General features: G+C 56.1%; 10 protein-coding genes and 1 pseudogene. 8 read left to right on the top strand and 3 right to left on the bottom strand.

Annotated elements, in window-relative coordinates:
* Positions 1 to 14 precede the first annotated feature (14 nt).
* Positions 15 to 1,190 (bottom strand): FAD-dependent monooxygenase, encoded by a 1,176-nt coding sequence (locus ACHEXL_RS10880; RefSeq protein WP_416559472.1) that lies wholly within the window; start codon positions 1,188 to 1,190, stop codon positions 15 to 17.
* Between the two features lie 122 nt (positions 1,191 to 1,312).
* Here ACHEXL_RS10880 and ychF point away from each other — a divergent pair, with 122 nt between their 5' ends.
* The gene (gene ychF / locus ACHEXL_RS10875) at positions 1,313 to 2,404 is read left to right on the top strand and encodes a redox-regulated ATPase YchF (protein ID WP_416559471.1); all 1,092 of its coding nucleotides are present in this window, start codon (positions 1,313 to 1,315) and stop codon (positions 2,402 to 2,404) included.
* A gap of 134 nt (positions 2,405 to 2,538) precedes the next feature.
* Positions 2,539 to 3,216, top strand: coding sequence for a response regulator transcription factor (locus ACHEXL_RS10870; protein ID WP_416559470.1), 678 nt, complete (start codon positions 2,539 to 2,541; stop codon positions 3,214 to 3,216).
* On the opposite strand, the gene ACHEXL_RS10865 is transcribed toward ACHEXL_RS10870, so the two are convergent.
* Positions 3,205 to 5,082 (bottom strand): sensor histidine kinase, encoded by a 1,878-nt coding sequence (locus ACHEXL_RS10865; RefSeq protein WP_416559469.1) that lies wholly within the window; start codon positions 5,080 to 5,082, stop codon positions 3,205 to 3,207. The genes ACHEXL_RS10870 and ACHEXL_RS10865 overlap by 12 nt on opposite strands.
* A gap of 206 nt (positions 5,083 to 5,288) precedes the next feature.
* On the opposite strand from ACHEXL_RS10865, the gene ACHEXL_RS10860 reads away from it, so the two are divergent.
* A complete protein-coding gene (locus ACHEXL_RS10860) occupies positions 5,289 to 6,104 on the top strand; it encodes a peptidylprolyl isomerase (protein WP_416559468.1) in 816 nt (271 codons plus the stop codon).
* Between the two features lie 643 nt (positions 6,105 to 6,747).
* Here the strand turns inward: ACHEXL_RS10860 and ACHEXL_RS10855 are convergent.
* Complete coding sequence (locus ACHEXL_RS10855; RefSeq protein ID WP_416559467.1) at positions 6,748 to 6,963, bottom strand: hypothetical protein; 216 nt, start codon at positions 6,961 to 6,963, stop codon at positions 6,748 to 6,750.
* A gap of 9 nt (positions 6,964 to 6,972) precedes the next feature.
* Between ACHEXL_RS10855 and ACHEXL_RS10850 the strand changes: the two genes are divergently transcribed.
* The 5 genes and pseudogenes from ACHEXL_RS10850 to ACHEXL_RS10830 all read left to right on the top strand — a co-directional run bounded on the left by ACHEXL_RS10850 (position 6,973) and on the right by ACHEXL_RS10830 (position 21,713).
* Positions 6,973 to 9,630 (top strand): autotransporter domain-containing protein, encoded by a 2,658-nt coding sequence (locus ACHEXL_RS10850; protein ID WP_416559466.1) that lies wholly within the window; start codon positions 6,973 to 6,975, stop codon positions 9,628 to 9,630.
* A gap of 170 nt (positions 9,631 to 9,800) precedes the next feature.
* Entirely contained in the window at positions 9,801 to 11,570 is a 1,770-nt protein-coding gene (locus tag ACHEXL_RS10845; protein WP_416559465.1) for an autotransporter outer membrane beta-barrel domain-containing protein, read from the top strand.
* Between the two features lie 50 nt (positions 11,571 to 11,620).
* Positions 11,621 to 13,309 carry a ShlB/FhaC/HecB family hemolysin secretion/activation protein gene (locus ACHEXL_RS10840; protein ID WP_416559464.1) on the top strand — a complete coding sequence of 563 codons (1,689 nt, stop codon included), beginning with the start codon at positions 11,621 to 11,623 and terminating at the stop codon, positions 13,307 to 13,309.
* Positions 13,310 to 13,367: 58 nt separating this feature from the next.
* A pseudogene (locus ACHEXL_RS10835) lies at positions 13,368 to 14,258 on the top strand (filamentous hemagglutinin N-terminal domain-containing protein); the annotation flags it as partial.
* 732 nt (positions 14,259 to 14,990) lie between these two features.
* Positions 14,991 to 21,713, top strand: coding sequence for a hemagglutinin repeat-containing protein (locus tag ACHEXL_RS10830; RefSeq protein ID WP_416561346.1), 6,723 nt, complete (start codon positions 14,991 to 14,993; stop codon positions 21,711 to 21,713).
* The last annotated feature ends 60 nt before the right edge of the window (positions 21,714 to 21,773 follow it).

Here is a 21,773-nt window from a genome sequence, read left to right as displayed (position 1 = left end):
TGAAGGGTTTGGGGTCAACCGGTGAGGTGGGCTTTGTCCGCACTTTGGCCCATGGCGCGTTGCGTCATCCAGTGTTTCAGCGGACCGCTGCGGTCAAAGCCGCGCATGCCCCAGTTGCGCAGGTTTTGCCAGACCGGACCAGGCTGGGCAAACAGGCGTTGCAGGCCATCGGTGACCCAGCCCATGGCCTGCACATCGGCCTGGCGGGCGCGTTCGTAGCGGCGCAACAGTTTCAGGTCGTGCAAGGGACGCCAGAATTCTTTGGTGCGGATGACTTGCACCAGCTCGGCCACATCGGCCAGGCCCACGTTCAGGCCCTGGCCTGCCAGGGGGTGCATCGCGTGGGCCGCATCGCCGGCCAGGGCGAACGATTGCTTGGCAGCGCCCGGCATAGGGCCGATCCAGCGCTCGGCACGGGCCAGCTGCAGCGGCCACACCGCGCGCTCGGCCGACAGCTGCATGCTGCCCAGCGCGTGGCTGCAGGCCTCGGTCAGCGCGGCGGCAAAGTCTTCGGCGTTCAGGGCCATGAGCTCTTGCGCCCGCAGTGGGTGGACCGACCAGACCAGCGCGACTTCGCGTGCGCCTTCGCCGCCCAAAGGCAACAAAGCCAGCACTTCGGCTTGCGGCTGCGACAGGCCGGGGGCGTGGCTCCAGCCAAACCATTGCCGGGCGATGCCTTCGTGCGGGCGTTCGCACTGCAGGCGTGTGGCCACGGCATGTTGTTCGTAGTTTGTGGTGTCAAAGCCCACACCCAGCTCGGCGCGTGTCTGGCTCGCGCGGCCTTCGCACACCACGGTGAGGGGGGCGGCCACCGGAGCGTTCACCACTTGAATCTGGGGCTGAAACTGCACGGCCTGGGCCAGTCGCTCTTGCAGCACGGGAACATCGACCATCCAGTTGAGCTCAGCCACGCCTTGCTCTTGGGCACCAAAGTTCAGGTGGCCGCCGTGGTCACCCCAGACCTGCATCTGGTGCACCGGGGTCACGGCAGGGTGCTCGGGCCAGCAGCGCAGGTCTTGCAGCAAGGCCATGGCCGCGCCGTTGAGCGAGTAGGCACGCACGTCGGGCATGGCGGTGGCCACGGGCGACTCGACCAAGGCCACGTTCAGGCGCTCGCGGGCCAGCAACAAGGCCAAAGTGCGGCCGACGATGCCAGCGCCACGGATGCAAATATCGGGAGGGTTTGCCATGGATTGCATTGTAGGCGGCACCCAAATGACAGGCGGGCTGCAAGCCGATACCTGTGCAGACGGGCGACCTGAGGCCACCCGCTAAAATCATGCGTTGTCTCCCGAATCACCGAAAGCCTTCCATGAGCCTCAAATGCGGCATCGTGGGTTTGCCCAACGTTGGCAAATCCACCCTTTTCAACGCCCTGACCAAAGCCGGTATCGCGGCTGAAAATTACCCCTTTTGCACCATCGAGCCCAACACCGGCGTGGTGGAGGTGCCCGATCCGCGCCTGCAGCAGTTGGCCGACATCATCTCGCCTGAGCGCATCGTGCCGGCGATTGTCGAGTTTGTAGACATTGCCGGTCTGGTGGCCGGGGCCAGCACAGGCGAAGGCCTGGGCAACAAGTTTTTGGCCCACATCCGCGAGACCGATGCCATCGTCAATGTGGTGCGCTGCTTTGAAGACCTCAACGTGATCCACGTAGCCAACAAAGTGGACCCGATTGCCGACATCGAGGTGATTCAGACCGAGCTGTGCCTGGCCGACCTGGCTGCGGTCGAAAAAGCCATTCACCGTGTGAGCAAAATTGCCCGCTCCGGTGACAAAGACGCCGTCAAGCAAATGGCGATTTTGGAAAAGTGCCAAGCCGCCCTGAACGACACCCAGCCGGTGCGCACCATCGACTTCAGCAAGGAAGAGCGCGCCGAACTCAAGCAGTTCTTCTTCATCACGGCCAAGCCCGCCATGTTCGTGGCCAACGTGTCGGAAGACGGCTTCGAGAACAACCCCTTCTTGGATCGCCTCAAGGCCTTTGCCGCCAAGCAAAACGCGCCCGTGGTGGCCATTTGCGCCAAGATCGAAGCCGAGTTGTCCGAGATGGACGACGCTGACCGCCTGGAATTCCTGAAGGAGCTGGGTCAGGACGAGCCTGGCTTGAACCGCCTGATCCGCTCGGCCTATGACTTGCTGGGCCTGCAAACCTACTTCACCGCTGGCGTGAAGGAAGTGCGCGCCTGGACCATCCACAAAGGCGACACCGGCCCGCAAGCCGCTGGCGTGATCCACAGCGACTTTGAAAAAGGCTACATCCGCGCCCAGACCATCGCGTTTGACGACTTCATCGCCTTCAAGGGCGAACAAGGCGCCAAGGACGCGGGCAAGATGCGCGCCGAAGGCAAGGAGTACGTCGTCAAGGATGGCGATGTGATGAACTTCCTGTTCAGCTCCTGAGCCTGCGGGGCAGGCATTGTGATGCTGGTTGAGGGCCCCAAGGTGCAGCCGGGTAAATCGGTATGTCAGAAATCAACAGATTAGCGCTTGGCGGAAATGTCTTAATCAAGCGCTGATGGTTGAGGGGTATGAAAATGGCGACAGTGATCTTGTTGGACGACGAAGATGACATCCGTGAAGAGTTTGCGGCCTACCTCCAGGGTTTGGGGCACGGTGTTCAGACCGTTGGCACCATGAAGCAGTTCTCTTCTTTGTTTTTAACACATAAACCCGACATTGCGGTGGTGGACCGCAGCTTGCCAGATGGCGACGGCCTGGACCTGGTTCGTGAGTTGCGCGAACAGGGCGTGCGTTGCGGTGTGATCATGTTCACCGCCAAAGACGCCACGCAAGACCGCATTGATGGTTTCAAATCCGGCGTGGACCATTACCTGACCAAGCCCGTCAGGCTGCAGGAGCTGGGGGCTGTGGTGGAGTCCTTGAGTTGGCGGCTCAAAGCCACAGCCAACTGGCGTTTGATTTTGTCCACCTGGGAGCTACGTGCCCCCGGTGGCGTGGTGATTCGGTTGACCGCGCAGGAAAGTGCTTTCTTGCAAGTGCTGGTGGAGCAGATGGGGCAGACCGTGAGCCGCAAGAAAGTGGTGCAGTCACTGGGTAAAAACTTTGCAGATTACGACCCCCGCAATCTGGATGTGTTGGTGTTGCGGCTTCGAAAGAAAGTCGCCAGCCTGACGCCGGCGGTTTTTCCGGTGAAAACCGTGCATGGCGCTGGCTATGTCATTGAAGAAGACTGTGTGATTTCAGACGCTTGAAGCCTGCGGCGGCTGGATCGGTATTTCAACCACGAATTGCATGCCATGGGGTTTTAATTTTTGTGCATGAACCCGGCCCTGGTGTTGCTTAGCAATGAACTGAACCAGGTGCAGGCCCAAGCCCGAACCCACCGAGGTGTAAGCGCCTTGCCCTCTGAAATAGGCGTCAAAGATGTACGGCATGTCCCTGTCGTCCACGCCGGGGCCTTCATCCGTCACGGTGATGTACGCCGTGTTCTGGCGCTGGCTCAATGAGAGTGTGATGTTCGTGTTGTTGGGCGCATGCTTGCGGGCGTTTTCCAGCAGGTTGGAGATGGCCACCCGCAGCAAATCGGGATCACAGATCAGGTGCAATTGCACGGGGGTGTCAAACCTCACCTCGATACCATGGGCGTCTTTCATGTCCTGAACCAAAGATTCGCACAGGCTGAGCAAATTGACGCTTGACATTTGCATGGCGTTGTCGCCATTGAGCAGCCGTTCGTTGTTCAAATAAGTGTCAAACAGGGTTTGCAGCTTTTGGCTGTGGCGAATGATTTTGCTGGCGCGATTTTTGGCGTTGATCGTCAAAGCCGGGTCCATCAGCAGGTTGTCTGCGCTGGCTGAAATCACCGTCAGCGGTGTTCTGACTTCGTGCGACACCATGCCCAAAAATTCATACTGCCGCTCGCGCTGCTTTTCTTGTGCGTTGGCGCGGGCGCGTTCGTGTTCTGACTTTCTGCGCAAGGCGTTGTAGCTTGAAAAAATGCCGGTGCTCATCACCATCATGTGCACGAAGGCCCCGACCTGGTAAACGTTCTCGTTCCAGGCGCTGGGTTCAATCATCCCGATGTTGCGCATGTAGCGCCACATCACCCCGATGTAGAACAGGCTGAAGGCCAGCAACAGCAGCTGTCCTTTTTTGTCACCCTTGTGGGCCAGGTAGCTGAATACCGTGAGGTTCAGGAAAATCAGAAAAATGCTGGCGATTTGAATCGACAGCACACCCAGGCTGTATTGGCCTGCCAGCACCAAAATCACTCCCGCCACAGAAATGCTCGCACAGGCGTGCAAAACGCTGCGCGAAGCCCTGGGCCAAATGCGGTGCATGCCGAGGTAGGCGTTGGTGAAGACCGGGGCAATCCACAGTGACAAAGACACCGCAACCCCCAAGGCCAGCGTGTGTGTGTTGCTGTCGATGTCCAGGCCCAGCATGTCGTTCCAGCGGCCCGTCAAAAACGCAGCCACCAGGTTGGTGGCCACGTACAACACGTAATACAAATGCACCTTCTCTCGCGTCCAAAGCCAGAATGCACTGTAGAAAAACACCACCAGGCAGTACGAACCGAACACCAGACCCCAGATGAAGGTTTCCAGGTTGCTGTCTTCAAACAGCGCCATGGGTGACCACAGTTTCAGGGTGGTCACCATTGATGTCCGCGTGGCCATGCGCAGATACAGCGTGGTGGGTTCGTTCGCTGTCAGATGGATTTGAAAGACCGGCCGGCGGTAATTTGTTTCTTTGGGGGGCTGTGCGTGGTTCTGTGTGCCTTGGCGCACCTGAAACTGCCCGTCGGGCTGGCGTTGGTAAAGCCGCACATCTTCCAAGATGGGCTGCCCCAATTCCAGCAGCCACAGCGATGACTCCATCGCCGTCACATCGATCTTGACCCACACCACCGTGCGGGTGAACCCCAGACTCAAGGGACCGGTGAGTGGCTTGAAGCCTGGCGCTTGGTTGGGCTGCGCCACCTCCTCGACCGACAAAGTGCCGTTCGTGTCCACCAGCAAGGCGGCGTGAGGCTCCAGGTTGACGCTGCTCACCTGGGCTTGGGGGGGCAGCGGTGCGGCAGCCACGCTTGTCCACAAGACCGCAAGCAAAGCCATCGCTGCGAACAACGTGGTGACTGATCGGGAAGCCCAGGCCACAAGGCTCGTCAGGAGCTCTCCCCGCCTTGCGGTGTCACTACGGCAGGTGGTCAAATTGTTATTTATGTCATAAATTGTCATATTTACGGTTTGATACACCATTAAAGTGGAAAAATCTCTTTACAAATGATTAAAACGTGAATTCTAGTATAAAAGTCTCCAAAATGCCGGTTTTTTGCGGTAATCTCCGCGCGGCGTTGGGGTGTGGCTGGGCTTGGCATGCGTGCCTGGCCGTGCTGGGCGTTTTGTGGTCTGTGGGGGTCGGTGCGGCAGAGAATTTGTCGGTCAACGGCCAGAGCATTGCGCCAGTCAAGCTAGAGGCTTTGGTGGCTGCGCGGTTGTCGGCCGGGCAAAAAGACGACGCGCAAACCCGTGCTCAGGCACGCGAAGAATTGATTCGTCACGAAGCGCTGCTGCAAGCGGCTCTCAAATCGGGTGTGGACACCCCCGTCTTGCAGGCCCAGGCGCAATATGCGGGTGAAACGGTGAAAGTACGCCGTTACTTGCAAGAGTGGTTGAAGCAAAACCCGGTGTCCGCAGACGCCGTGGCCAAAGAGTACGAGGCGCTGAAAGCCCGTATGGGTCAGCAAGAAGTGCAAATGCGCCAGGTTTTGCTGGGCAACGAGGACGACGCCCGCAAGCTGTTGGCGCAATTGGCCGCCGGTGGCAAGTTTGAAGACCTGGCCCAACTGGCCACCAAAGACGCCAGCACCAAAGCCAGCGGAGGCCTGTTGCCCTGGGTGCCCGAAGGCACCTTGGTGCCCGCCATTGCCCAGGTGGTCAGCAAATTGACGCCCGGCCAAACCACTGCAGCGCCGGTGCGAACGCCCAACGGTTTTCATGTGATCCGCCTGGAGGGCCGTCGCCCATTCGCATTGCCGCCCCTGGCGCAGCTGCAAACCCAAATTCAACAGAACCTGGAAACCCAGGCTGTCGATGCCCACATCAAACGCCTGCGCGATCAAGCGCAAGTGAAGTGATTGATTCAATTCAAGATTGATTTTTTAAAAGGACTTCAAAATGGAAAAACAATTTTCTTACCGCATCACCAAAATTGCGGGCCGTGCAGTGGCTGTGGCCATGTGTGCGTTGACGGGTTTGGCATTGATGGGTAATGCTCAAGCAGCGGATGTTTACTTGGGTACGTCATATGGTGGCGCGAATGTGCCGAATGACGGTACAACTGCTGCTGGTGCGACTTGGAATGCCAATGACACCTGGTCAGTGGTTAACCCAACGAATTCCTACGGTACAGCAGTGACTCGGGCCGGAGAAGTGTTTTATGGTGCTCAGGTACTTCATTCTTACAATGGCGGTGCCACTTATTTTCTGTATTCTGGTTATACAACTAATGATGGTTTTGTCGATAATGGTGCAGATAACTACCCATCTTGGAGTGCAATTGCCATCAGGGAAAGTGCATACCAAGCCAATTATTTTGGCTCAATTGTTGACTATACCGTTGGAAATAATTATTTCTTTGGCAGCGGTTCTGTTGTCAGTGATATTGACCGGGGTGCCAAGGCATATGCCACTGTGAATGCATGGAGAGGATGGGACGGCAGTGCTTGGGATGGTGGTTATAACTTTACTTATTACACCGGAAGTGCCTCTGCCCAGAATTTATCCGGAAATGCTGTTGACATAAGGGGTGCAGCCACATTTGATGGTGATAACCAGATCAATGGCTCTGTCATCGCAGACGGGGGTGTTTATATCCGTGGTTCGAATATCAACTTCAATGGCTCGATCACTGCGCCCATTTATTTCAGTGCCGCTGGCGCGGCCAGCGTCAATGGTGGTGGTGATATCCAAGGCAGCGTTGACTTCCAGGGCCATAACGCCACTTTGACTTTGTCGAATGGCAGCAACATCACAGGCAGTGTGATTAATAGCGCTACCGACAACGGCACTTTGAACTTCGAGGGCAGCAGCGTGGTGACCGGGGCTGTGGGCACCGTCAATGCAGCCAATGTGACTGGCGCCACTTCGCGCGTGCAACTGAACACCGTTTCTGGCAACACCAACGTCAACACCTTGACCATCTCGGCTGACAAAGCTGTGGTGGAAGTGGGCGGCAAGTTGACTGGTAATGTCAACTTGGGCGGTCACACCAGCAAGTTGGAGTTGAACGACCGCGGTGGTCAAGGTATGGTGGGTACGGTTGACTTTGGCAAGGTTGTCAATACCGAGACTCAAGGCCGTGGTACCTTGGAAATTGGCAATCTTGTCAATGCGACTTTCGGTGCCAATGGCATTCAACTGGCCAATGCCGCCAATTCGACTTTGTTGTTTGCAGGTACATCGAATGTGAGCGGTGAGGTTGGCGCTGCATCAGATGCATCCAAAACGCCGTACAAAATTTATGCGGGCGCTGGCACATCCACCGTCACATTTAACGGACGTGTTTATGTGGGTGCTGGTGATTTGAACGTCGGCCCCAGCAATACAACAGTGGAGTTGAATGCTGGCCTGACTGGCGATCTGGTCTTTGGTGCCGGTACACCGGTCAGTGTTCAGGGTGATGCTTACACCACTTACGGTGATGGCGGTTTGGTCGGTCAAGATTGGAACGGTGCCGGTACCGTGGAATTGGCAGACAACCAAACCATCACAGGCAGCATCACGACCAGCGTTGCCAATGCAGGCAACATGAAGTTCATGGGTCGCAGTGCTTATTCGAGCAGCATTGGTGCCTCCAACGCCAAGTTGGCCAGCGTGATCTTCAATGCCGCAACCCCAGATATTGACGAGGCGCCAGTGGTTTCCACGATTGCTGGCAACGTCTATGCGAACCAGGTGACGATTGGCAATGGCTCTGCTTACACCATCGCCACTTTGACGCCCGGCGCGCACATTCTGGGTGACCATTTGACTTTGGCCGGTGTCAACACCGTGTTGAACCTTCACGGTGCTTTCAATTCAGAATTTGGCCCTAACGCTGACAACAACAAGTTGTCCAGTGCCGGCTTCAATCAAGTCGAGGTTCAAGGTGGAAACATCACCACCAATGGCGCAACGCTGAAATTTGCGGTGGATGCCGGTGATGTGACTGCGGCCAATGGTGCAGTTCAGGAGAGCACTTCAAGTCTGTTGTTCACGAACGGCGGCGCTGTGGATTTGTCTGGCGGTGCCCAAGTGGATGTGGCTTTGATGGGCAGCGTGGCTCATGGGCAAGTGGCCAAACTCATCAAAGGCACAGCGAATCTTGTTCCAGGTACTTCTGAAAACGTCACTCTGTCACACAACAGTTTTGTGTTGCGTGAAGCCAATGCTTTGACTTTGCGTCAAAACACTGCGACAGATGACTTGGAACTGGTCGTGAACCGTACCGCTGCCATTTACAAGGAAAGTTCTGGAACAGTTGGGCATTTTTCCAACGAGGCTGCTGACCGTTTGGGTGCATTGGCTGCTGCGGGCGCAGACTACTCCAGCGACATGCAAACCGTGTTCAACAAGCTGGACATTGACCAGTGGGGCTTTGGCAACACACAAGCCAATCTGGCCACACAGGTCAAGCGTTTGGCCCCGGTTGCCAACGCCTCTGGTGCGCAGGCTGCTTTGGCTTCCACCACTTCGGTCTTGAACTCTGTGGGTGAGCGCCTGGCGGTGTTGCGCGGCGATGTGGCCATGGCCGGTCTGAACGGCAACGGCCGTCAGATGGGCACTGACAACACCGGTTGGGTCAAGGTGTTGGGCTCTAGCAGCAAGGCCAAAGCCATTGGTGATTACGACGGCTACAAAGTCACCAGCTCTGGTTTGTTGGCAGGTGCCGATGCCAAAGTGGGCAACGGTGTGGTGGGTGGCTCTTTCAGCTACGTGACATCCAACATTTCGCAGCAGGACTTCCGTCTGGGTGACAGCGGCAAGCTGAATTCAGGCACCTTGGCTGTTTACGGTACCCAGGAATACGGCGACGTGTTCGTGGACGGCGCTCTGGCCTTCAGCCAGCACAGCCTGTCCAGCAGCCGTGCCACGGCGATTGCCCGCACAGCCCAGTCCGATGTGGACATGAACCAGACCACCCTGAAGCTGTCTGCCGGTTACCGCATTGGTATCGACGACAGTAAGGTCAATGTCTTGACCCCCATGGTGTCTGTCGAGGCCGCCAGCCTGAAGCAAAAGGCCTACACCGAAACCGGTGCAGATGCCTTGTCGCTGAACGTGGACAGCAAGACCGTTTCGCGCACCCGCGCCAGCCTGGGTTTGCGCTTTAACACCGTGATCGAAGGCGCCAGCACCACGTTCTATCCTGAACTGATGGTGGCTTTTAACCGCAACAATGGCATGCGCAACACCGATGTGGTGGCCAACTATGTGGGCGACACCACGGCCACACCGTTCACCACCACCGGTGCGGTACTGCCCAAGTCGTCCTACACCGTGGGTGCAGGCTTGCGTTTTGCAACGTCCAAGACGTCTGAAGTGCAAATCGGCTACCGCTATGAAGGTGGTAACGGTTTGTCGGGCAGTTCTGCCCAAGTGCGCGGTGCATGGTCTTTCTAAGGTCTTGAACCACGCTGCAGCCGGCGAGGGCGGTCCCCTTGCCTGCTGGTTCCAAAAAATGAGGCCCTGCGAGGCCTCTTTTTTTGTTTGAAATTGTCATATTTGTCATGTTTGTGACCGATAGACTCAAAAAAGTTATTTTTGTATCTTTGCGACTTCAGGAGAATGAGATGAGCCGTTTTCACCACGCCAGTCACCCACTGAGCCTTTGCATGCTGGCGATCGCCGCTCTGTGTGCTTCGGTTGGTGCTTCTGCAACAGAAGTCGAGTACTCAGGCAGTTATGGGGCCACCACGATTGGCGGGAACAACCAATCCGTGACGGCGGTACTGGGTGGTGCAAGCTTTGATTCGTTGGCCACAGATTCTTTGGTGACCTTGCAGGTGGGGGCCCAAGCGAACAGTGTCACCAATGTGTTCAGGGCAGATGGTGCGCGCATGGGATTTGTCATTGCGCCAGCAGGAACTTCCGGGATCTCGACACTAGGTTCGGGTCAATTGAGCGTGGGCTCCTTGATTCTTAATGGCTTTGAAAACTACGGTATTCAGTTGGGCGGCAGCTTGAAAGACGGTTCTACCGTCAATTTGATTCAAGCCACCAGTGTGGATGCCAATACCCCAGCCACAATTGATTACACAGAGCCTTTCACGCCGGCGATGTTGACCACAGCCGAGTTGCCCGGGGAAGACCGGGTCAACGACAACAGCTATGTCATCACTTCGCGCGTCCGCAGGGTGGGCAACAACATGGTGTACACCGCGACCCGTGCTCAAGACGCTTATGTGTCTAAAGCGTTGGCTTATGTCGGCGGACATTTTTCCAACAGCGCAGCCCTGACCCTCAGCGATGTGGCTTACGAAGGTCGCCAGCAGGGCGATTTGGCCACGGTGATCGATCGACTCGACATCAATGACTACGGATTTGGTAACACAGCGGCCAATCTAGCTGCGCAGAGCAAGCGCCTGGCGCCTATTGCCAACAATGCCTATGTTCTTTCGGCGTTGTCTGCCAACGATGTCATGTTGTCAACATCTGACGATCGGCTCAACACCTTGCGTGGCGGTGTGGTGGGTACGGCGAAGTCGGCTAAAAAAGCGTTGTGGGTCCAAGGCTTTTCACAGTTGGGCAAACAGTCGGGCTTTGTTCACCAGGCTGAGTTGAATGCGTACGACAGCTTTGACACGCGGCTGATGGGCTTGACAGTCGGTTTTGACAGCCCTGTCGCCACCGGTTGGTTGGGCGGGGCTTTGAGCTTGGCCAGCGGCAACATCGAGCAAAACGATTTCCGATCGGGTGATTCCGCCAACAGCAACAACACGCAGTTCAGCCTGTATGGCACGCAAGAGTTTGGTGCGGCTTATGCGCAAATGAGTCTGGCGTGGGGCCAAAGTGATCTGACTGCAACGCGTGCCACGGCGGTGGGCCGAACCGCCCACGATGCATTCAAGCTGCAAACCTCTGATGCACGTGTGGGTGTGGGTTATCGCATCAAGTTCAAAGACGGCAAGTCCATGCTGACGCCTTATGCCAGCTTGCAATCGGCGCGTCTGAAGCAGCCGCAGCGCACTGAAACTGGTGCGGGCGACCTGAGTTTGCAAATTGCAGAAAAAACCTACAACCGCTCACGCACTCAGCTGGGTCTGCGTTACAGCACAGAAAGCCGGTTGCTTGGCAAGCCCACTTTCTTGAGCTTGCAAGGCGCTGTCTCGCGTGATAGCGGTTTGGACAACATGGATGTGCAGGCCAGCTACACCGGCCAAACCACCGACCTGGCATTTGTGACACCAGCAGCACCTGTGGACCGCACAGCCTTCCATTTCGGTGTCACCACGTCGATGGCCATGGGCAAATCGTCGAGCCTGCAACTCAAATTTGATCTGGAGCATCGTCGCACCTACAACGCCCAAGGCGTGCAGATCAAAGGCCTGTGGTTGTTCTGAACCCGGCCCATCCTTAGACAAACAATCAGGTACATCAAATGAAATTTCAAATGAAACCATTGGCCATGGTGTTGGCTGCGATGGGTGTGGTGGTTGCATCAAGCGGCGCTTGGGCGCAGGCGACAGATGCTGCCCGCGAGTTACTGTTGCGCCAAGAGCAAGAGCGTTTGCGTCAAGAACAAGAGCGCACTTCGCGTGAGCGTGCGCCCAGTGGTGTGGACCTCAAGTCGATCCAGCCCGAGCAAGCCCCTGTGGCTGCAGGTGGCATTTGCCACAACATCAAAACCATCAACTTCCCTGGCGCCAGCGTGCTGGACGAGGAAGACCGTGCTTCATTGGTTGTGCCATTTGCAGGCAAGTGCATGCAGGCTGCAGATATTCAGCGGCTCATGGGTGCGGTAACGCAGCAATACATTGAGCGTGGCTTCACGACCACGCGCGCCTATTTGCCCGCGCAGGACCTGAGTTCAGGGGTGTTGCAGATCTTGGTTCAAGAGGGTCGGATTGAACGCTTTGTGGTGGAAGGTGATTCATCGCGCCGCTTGAATTTGCGCTGGGCTGTGCCTGCGGTGGTCGGTGATCTGCTCAATATCCGCCAATTGGAGCAGGCGGTCGATCAATTGAACGCGGTTCCCGGCAACAAAGTGAAGATGGACGTTGTCCCTGGCGCTCAACCGGGTCAAAGTGTGGTGGTGTTTCGCAACACCGCCAGCGCACCTGTGAATCTGCAAATTTCAGCAGACAACCAGGGCAGTGAGCCTACCGGGGTGAATGGCACTTCCGCGACTTTGGCAGTGGGCAGTTTGCTCGGGTTGAATGAGACGTTGACCGTGACGGCCCGCCAGTCGTCGCCCCATACGGCCGACGCGTCTTCGGACAGCAGCTCTGTGGCCTTGAATTTGCCCGATGGCTTTGCCACTTACGGCGTGTCCGTGGCCAAGTCGAATTTTTCGACTGGCTTCACGACCAACATCGGTAACCACATGGTCACTTATGGTGATTCCACCACTTATGCCTTGACAGCCGAGCGCGTGGTGGCACGTGACCAGGACAGCCGTCATTCGGTGGTGGCAGCGCTGAGCCAAGTTGAAGGCGGAACCCGCACTCTGAACGATGCGGGTGATGTGATTCAAAAAACAGGCCGTGTGGCCAAGACGATGGGCATCGGCGTGAAAACCAGCACATCGGTGGGTGGGGGCAGTTTTTACATCAAGCCTGAACTGGTTTTCGGCTTGGCGCCTATTCCCAACACGGTCAGTGATGGTCCTCAAGGCGAGTTCACCAAGGTCAGCCTGGACGTCAACTATGACAAGCGTTTTGACGGTCTGGGCCAGAAATTCGGCTGGACCAGCAATTTCAAGGGCCAATACAGCCGTGACACCTTGTTGAGTTCTCAGCAAATTTTGGTGGGCAGCATTTCCTCCGTGCGCGGGTTTATCAACAACGCCATGAGTGGTGATTCGGGCTACTACTGGCGCAACGAATTGGCGTGGCACACCGAGACCAGTGTGGCCAATGTGTCTGTCAAGAACAAACTGTTTGTGGGTTTTGACATGGGCCGCGTCAGCAACCATGACGCCTCATTGGCACGCGGCGCCATGACCGGCTATGCCTTGGGCTTGGTGTCTCAGTTTGACAAATTGACGGTGGACATTTCCCGCACAAAGGCGCGCTCGTTGCCTGCTTCCATGACCCTTGAGGCCCCACAAACCTGGGTCCGTGTTTCGTATTCCCTGTGAGAGTTGTACCGTGAACCATATTTACCGCATTGTCAAAAATCACAAAACCGGCCTTTGGATGGTCGCTTCTGAAATCGCACGTTCGGCAGGTTCAGCTGCGTCTTCCACATTGGTGGTGGGCGCGGTGGGCTTGATGCTGTCGGGTGCCACAGGCGTGCAGGCGGCTGACCCGCCCGTCCCTTCTGCGGTGCTGACCAACGCACCAGCGGCCAACGTGTATGTGGCCCCCAACCAAAAAACGACCATCGTCAACATTGCGGCACCGAATGCGACCGGGCTGTCAACCAACCAGTACAGCAAATTCAATGTGGATGCTGGCGGCATGGTGTTGAACAACGCGGCCGTCAATGCGGGCGTGACGACGCAGACGCAATTGGCGGGTCAAATTTTGGCCAACCCCAACCTGGTTCACTCCGCGCGCGTGATCTTGAACCAGGTGATGGCAGGGGGTGAGCGTTCGAGCCTGGCAGGCTTCATGGAAGTTGCAGGTGCCAAAGCCGATGTGCTGGTGGCCAACTTGAACGGTATCACTTGCGCCGGGTGCGGCTTCATCAACACCGATCGCCTGACCATGACGACTGGTACGCCAAATTTTGGCAACGCTGGTGGTCTGATGAGTGTGACGGTGCAAAACGGTGACATTCTGGTCACTGGTACCGGTCTGAACGTGAGCGGTGTGGAGTTGCTCAATCTGGTGGCCCGGACCATCAAGCTCGATGGCGCAGTGAACGCCAACGACCTGCGCGTGTATGCAGGTGCTGCAACGCACAGCTTTGCCAGCTCGGGCGAACAAGACACACCTGCGAATACTGAAATCGCAAGCACTTCTGCCGATTCGAATCCATCTGCATTGGGTGGTACTTACGCGATTGACTCCTCTGTTTTGGGCGGTATGTACGCTGACTCGATCCGCTTGGTGGCTACCGATGCCGGCGTGGGTGTGCGGATGTTGGGTGAAGTGGCGGCTACGGCAGCAGACTTCACGCTGACAGCGGCTGGCAAAGTGGAGATGGGTGGCAAAGTGTCCGCCAAACGCGACGTCGCGGTGACTTCCACTGTGGCAGGCAGCGCCGTCGAATTGACCAATGCGGCCATCAGCGCAGAACGCAATATCCAAGTGTCTGCCACACAAGGGGATGCCACGATTTCTGGCGGTCAACTGTTTGCTCGCAATAACCTGGATATTTCAGCGCGAGACCTGACAGACACAGCGACGAATCATCCGCAAGTCAGCAACAACGAGCGGTTTGCAGGCAATGCCCTGACCATCAACGCAACGCGGGATGCGTCCCTGAGCGAGACAATCTGGCGCGCGCAGGAGCACCTGTCCATCGATGCCGGTTCGTTGGCTTTGGCGCCTCAGACCCAGCTGGGTTCTGACAACAGCATGAGCTTGCTGACCGAAGGCAATATGTCATTGGGTCAGGGTCAGATCAAAGCCCAGGGCGATCTGTCGCTTGAAGCACAGGGCACAGGCGTCATGTCTGTGAGCTCAGGTGGTGGCCAAGGTATCCAGAGCGTTTCGGGCATGATCGATTTGAAAGCCGGAACACTCAACAACGCCGGTCAGATCCAGGCTCAGCGTGCCACGAGCATCAATGTGGGCACTTTGAACAATGCTGGTTCAGGAAAGCTGGTGTTGTCGGTCAGTCCCCAGCGTCTGGATGCCGACACCGTTTCCGTGCGCGGCACGCTCACCAACGACGGCACCATCCTCAGCGCAGGCAACAGCAGTTATGTGGCCAGCGATGTACGCAACACCAGCACCGGTGTGATTCAGAGCACTCAATCGACATCGATGACCGCCAACACGCTGGTCAACGACAACGTCATCAGTCTTGCCACGGCTGCGGGTGCAACGTCGACGAGCGCACTCAACATTGGCAGCGTCACCAACAACGACACGATCCAGTCCACAGGTCATGTCAGCTTGGTGGGCAACGACTTGGTCAACAACAGCAAAATCGTCCTTCAGTCGGGTGATTTTGATGTGGCCAACACACGTTTGACGAATGCAAACAGCGTCATTCAGACGCAGGGTGATTTCAGTCTGACCGGTCAAACCTTGGTGTTTGACAACACTGCGGCCATCATCCGAGGCAATTTGGCGGGTTCTGGATCGGTTGATATCGACCTGAGTTCAGACTTTATCAATACGGCCACGGTGTACTCCGGTGGTGATTTGAATTTCAATGCGGCCAGCATCAACAACACCAATGTGGCGGCCATGGCAGCCCAAGGCAACATGGCTTTGGTGGCAGAACGCGGCGATCTGGTCAACAAAGGCGCGCTGTATGCGGGCCGCAACATGAACTTGACAGCCCAAGGTACAGCAGGTGATGGTTCGAACGGGACCATTCAAAACTTGCTGGATTACACCTTGGTGAACTACCGTTTGCTGGGCAAGAACTGGAACGGTGGCTATTCGGTGGGTTGGAATATCGCCAGCGATATGGTCGAAACAGGACGTGACGTGACCAGTTACGGCACGATTGATTCGGGTGAATCGATTGTTTTTACAGCCAAAACAGTCATCAACAGCAGTCAAGTCAACGCCGCAGGGAACATCTCTGTCAATGCCGGCACTTTCTTGAACCAGGTTCAAGGCGGTGATTCGCGCAGTTGGTCTGGTCGCTTGGATTTGCTGAAAACAAAACAAGACAATAGTTATTACTCGTTTCCAGACGACTACCGACTGGATGTTTACAACATGACCTGGCATGTAGATCAGTACTTTTCTGCTGGTAACCCACTGTATGACGTGCTCAATAAGCCGCAAATGACCGCTAATGGCATTTTGGCCATTTCCAATTTTGCCGATGCCAAAAACTTGGGTGGTGTGCTGCAAGCCAAACAAATTGACATCTCGACGTCTCAGTTGGGAGCCAGTTTCCTCAATGACGATTTGTCTTTACAAAAAAAATCGTACAGAGAATATTGGGAGCACTACACCCATTACATTGCATTGGGCCCTGCGACTTACGAGGACAACCCACTGCGTAATTGGTCGCAAACCTTTACCACAGCCGGACGTGATTCCTTTGCTTTTGGTGCGCCCAGCTGGAGCAGTGGTTGGGTGGGGGCTACACGAAGCGCAGACCCAATTTACGGTGCATCCATCAAGGCCAACACCCTTAACGCATCTGGTTTTGCGCTGACCAACCAAGGCTCTCCCGTGGCACCTGCCGTGACTGCAGAAGGCCCCGGTACCGCTGTAAGCAACGAAGCCACAGTGCCTTTCCCAGGTTTGATTTTGACTTTGCCATCTAACCCGAACGGTTACTTTGTACCGAACCGGAACCCGGCATCGCGTTATTTGGTGGAAGTCAATCCCAATTTCAATCCGGGGGGGTCGACTTTGGGGTCAGATTACTTGACTGAAAAGTTGGGATTGAAGCCTGAAGAAACGCTTAAACGCCTGGGTGACGACAGCTATGAGGCATTCCTGGTTCAGCAGCAATTGATCGCGCAAACTGGTCAGGGCTTGTTGGACGGTGCCGCCAATTTGGCAGAAGTGATGTCTGACCTGATGGACGGCGCTGTCAAACAAGCGGGAGAGTTGGGCCTGACTTACGGTCAAGCACCTACGCCCGAGCAATTGGGCAAGTTGACTGAGAACATTGTGTGGATGGTGGAAACCATTGTGGATGGCCAAAAAGTGTTGGCACCCGTGGTGTTCCTGGCCCCGGCCACTGTGGCATCGATCGAGCGCGGTGCCAACGTCGTGGCCGATGACATGACTCTGCAAGTGACAGCTTTGACCAATATGGGCGGTACGCTGGAGGGCAAAAACACGCTGGCCGTCACGTCCGAGGGTGACATCACCAACACGTCGGGCACGATCAAGGGCGGCAACGTTAGCTTGACTTCGACCACGGGCAGCATTGTCAACAAGACCTTCTCTGAAGGTTCAGGCAATGACGCTGGCTACCAGACCACCATCGGCAAGACCGCATCGATTCAATCGACTGGTGACTTGAGTCTGAATGCGGCCAAGAACATCACCAACCTGGGTGCGCAAATGTCGGCCGGTGGCAACGCCTCACTCAATGCGGGTGATGCCATCACGTTTGACACCATCGAAAACAAGACAACGACCACAACCAGCAGGTCTTTTGGCGGCGGAGGTTTGGCAGGTTCAGAGACCACCACACAAAGTACGGTTAACCAAGTCAAATCGGGCTTGACCGTGGGGGGTAACCTTCAAGCCAAGGCAGCGAACGACATCACGCTTGCTGGCACCGACGCCAATATCGCTGGTGATGCCGACATCAAAGCTGGTGGTAACTTGAACATCGTTGCGCGTGAAAACACGGTGACCACCCAAACCAAATCGCAAATGGCGGGCATGGGTGTGGGCGGTGGTGTTTACGGCATGACAGAGACGGAAACCAACTCATTCTCCAGCCGCAACGTGGGCAGCACATTGAACATTGGTGGTAATGCCAATTTGGAAGCAGAGAAGACGCTGACTGTTCAAGGTTCCAAGCTTAATGTGACAGGGGACACGTCCATCAGTGCCGCTGACGTGCAGGTGCTGGCAGGTAAAGATTTAGACCGCAGCACGACAGTCACTAAAACCACATCGTTCTTGCAAATTGAAAACGTGGGTGGTGGGGAAGCGAGCGGGTCCTATTCTGGTGCTGAATCACAAAGTGGTTCCAGCAGCGAGGCTGGTGCCCAAGCTTCTGCAGGCAATGGTGAAGCTTCTGCGTCCGCCTCTGCATCGGGATCAGCCAGTGCTGGTGCCTCAGCTGGGGCTGGCGCCAGCTATGCCAATTCTGCAGGTGTGACTTTGGCCAAAACCAAAACCACCACAGAGTCGAGTTTGTCACAACGCAGTGTGGGTTCTGAGTTGAACCTGGGCGGCAATGTCAAGATCAACGCCAAAAACACAGTTACCTTGCAAGGTTCGGACATCAATGCTGCGGGCAATGTAGATCTGAATGCCAAAAACGTTCAAATGTTGGCGGCTCAAAACATTGAGGAACGTTCCTTCAAAGAGGTGACAGCGCGCCTGGGCTTGTATGCTTCTACAGAAAATCAGGCCAGTGCCAGTGCGGACGCATCTGCTGAAGCCAGTGGTTCAGCACAAGCCAGCGCATCTGCATCCAAGTCCGGGCAGTCGGCCAATGTGGGTGCATCGGTGGAAGGCAGCGCCAGCGCACAAGCCGGTGCACAAGCAGGTGCCAGCAGCAACAATACTGTGGATGTGCTGCGTGTGGACACCAAAGAAAGCGAGTCTCGCAAGGTCACCAATACCGGTTCAGCCATCCGTTCGGGCGGCAACATGAACATCAATGTGGCTGAAACTTTGCGTACAGTGGGTTCCACCATCGAAGCCGAAGGCAATGTGGACCTGAAGGCCAAGGACATGAAGTTCGAGGCTGCACAAGATACAGACTACTCTCGTGAAAGCACGAGTACGACCCGTGCGGGTTTGTATTTGGATGCTGGTGCTAACGCCGAAGCCAAGGCAGAAGCCAACGCTGGAGCCAAGGCTGGGGCAAATGCAGGCAACAGCGGTTTGGGTGCTGAAGCGGGGGCCAGTGCCAGTGCGGAAGCGAAAGCTGAAGCCAAAGCCGAAGCCGGTGCCAAAGTGGGGGCAGGTATCCAGGTTAAAGATACCCGCAGCACAACAGAGTCAGGTTCCTCAACGGCAGTGACATCAGCCATCATCTCGCGCAGTGGCAGCGTTTCTCGCACTGCAGAGGGTCTCATTCGCGATGTGGGGACCACCATTGAAGCCGCCACCGACTTCAATCAGAGTGCCAAACGCATTGAGAGTCTTGCTGCAGAAAATAGCCAGTTCACAAAAACAACCAACGAAGAAACGACTGCACGTATTGGCGTCTATGCAGGTGCTGGTGCCAGCGGAGAAGCTCAAGCCAATGCCAGCGCCAGCGCAGAAGCCAGTGCAGGCACAGGTACACCCAAAGGTGAAGCAAAAGCTGAGGCTGGTGCCAGCGCAGAAGCTGATGCCGAGGCCGTGGTTGGATTGGAAACGTCTCTTGAGCGCAAGGTGGATAGCACTTCATCGCGCAGCACCCAGGCCGTTACCTCCAATATCAAAGTTGGAGGCAATGTCAACAGTGCATCCAAAGAAGCCACTGTCTTGCAAGGCACCAATATTGAAGCAGGCGGTGCAGTCAATCTGAGTGCCGCGGAGCTGGAGATTCAAGCTGCTCGCAATACCGAAGAAACAACCTCTTCCAGCGAGACCATCACCGCGCGCATGGCGATGAAAGTGGGTCTGGGCGCTAAGGGTGAGGCATCGGCCAAGGCATCCAGTGAAGATGGCGCCAGCGCTAACGCCGAAGCAGGTGCGGGTGTTCGGGCGGGTGTTGAAGCACAGATGGGCTACAGCAAGGAAGACAGCCGTGATGCATCAACTTCTGCTGTGGTTGCAAATATTTCTGGTGGCAAGATCAACATCAACACGACCGGTAAAACCACGATGGAAGGCACCAATTTGAATGCCGGTGCCGGCGGTATTGAAGTGGCAGCAGAAAGTCTTGATTTCAAGGCAGCACGCGACACGTTTGAAAGCTCCAGCAGCTCTTTGTCTGTCGAGGCTTCTTTGAAGGTGCAAGTGACGGCTGGTGCTGGTGCCAACACGGACGTCAAGGCCAACGCCAGCACGGATGTGTCGAACTCCAGCAGTTCTGGCTCGAATGCGGTGGTCGGTTCTCTCAATTCCGAAGGTGGATTGACCATTACCACTCGGGGTGATACGCGTCTTGAGGGTACTCAAATCAATGTGGCTGGTGACACCAACGTGGCAGCAGGCGGAGATGTCAAGATTGAAGCTGCCCGAAACACGTTCGAGGCCAGTTCATTGTCTGTGAGTGTGTCTGCTGGCTTTGACAAAGATAAAAGCGCTGCAAACCTGAATGTCGGTGTGGAAAAAGCCAACGAAAGCAGCTCCGAGGCGGTGGTTTCGAACATCAGCACGGGAGGTTCTTTGAACATCTCTGCGGGTCGTAACATGACGCTTGAAGGTGCCAACATTGAAGCTGGTGGTGATGCGCAATTGGCTGCCGGTGGCGACATCACATTCAAGGAGGCCAGAAATGAGTCCTCTTCGAGTTCGTTGTCTGTGAGTGTCGGTATCGGCACTGAAAGTGATGACGAAGAAAACCAGCTTGCCAGCAAGCAAACCAAGACCGATACCAGCAAAGTTGAGGGTTCCTTGGGCTTGGGTGTGGAGAATTCCCGATCCTCACAAGCTGTGACAGGCAGCATCAAGGCAGGCAATAACTTGACTGTCGCCGCCGGAGGCAATGCGACCTTTGTGGGTACCGATTTGGCTGCGGGCAACAGTGCGCAAGTGGCTGCCGGTGGTGATGTGAACTTCAAGGCTGCCGAAAGTTCCAGCAGTGGTTTTTCTGTCGGTGTGGAAGCCAAAGCATCGGCCAGTACCGAAGAAAAACGTCGCCTGAGTGACGAAGACAACACAGGGGATGTGGAGACCAAGAAAACCCAAGAAGCCGAAGGAAGCGCCAGCTTTGGTGTGAACAGCGCCACAGAGCAAAAAGGGTCCAACATCTCGGCAGGTGCTGGCGGTATTCAGGTGTCTTCTGGACGCAATGTGAATTTGCAAGGCACGCAAATGCAAACCGATGGAGCAGCAGACATCACAGCTGCAGGCCAAGTCACTCAGACGGCGGCTGTCAGCTCATCGGTTGGCTTTGGTATCAGCGTCAGTGGCAGCATGAAGAACGAAGAAACCACGGGTTCTGTACCTGATGCTGCAGACGAAAAGAAAGACACCGAGAAAAACGACGACGCTAAAGCAGACGCCAAGGATGACGCTAAGGCAGATGCCAAGGACGACGCTAAGGCAGATGCCAAGGACGACGCTAAGGCAGATGCCAAGGACGACGCTAAGGCGGATGCCAAGGATGACGCTAAGGCGGATGCCAAGGACGACGCTAAGGCAGATGCCAATGGTGAAGAAGACAAGAAAGACGCGGCCGCTGACGACAAGAAGGACGATGAGCCTGAGGTTGAAAAGGAGCGTGGAGCCAAGCTGGGTAGTTTGACTTTGACGGCCAGCCGCGACGTGTCTGCTACCACCATCAATGCCGCAGGCGGCAGCACCGTGCGGTCGGGCATCGTGCCATCAGGACCTATCCCTGGTGTGACGATGACTTTGCGTGGTTCTGTTCAGGCCGATGGCTCCTTGAAGGCCTTGGTGCCGATTCCGGGTAATTTGCCTGCAGGCAAAGAGGTCGCCGCCACACAGCCCGATGGCAAGCCATTGCCAGATTGGGTCAAGTTCGATGCCGCAACTGGTGCCATCTCTGGCACGCCGCCTGCTGACTTCTCTGGCAGTGTGAGCATTGTCGTGGGTGTTCCTCAGGCCGATGGTTCTGTGCGAAAGGTGGGTGTGCAGTTCTGATTTCCTGAAAGCTCACTTCAAAGTTTTACTGACTTCGAAAAGCAAAAAAGCCCATCATCA

This window comes from Limnohabitans sp. YIMB22184 (assembly GCF_048020265.1).
In the GTDB taxonomy this organism is placed as follows: Bacteria; Pseudomonadota; Gammaproteobacteria; order Burkholderiales; family Burkholderiaceae_C; genus Limnohabitans_A.
Note: the sequence above shows the minus strand (reverse complement) of the source record. Positions and strands in the feature narration are given on the sequence as shown.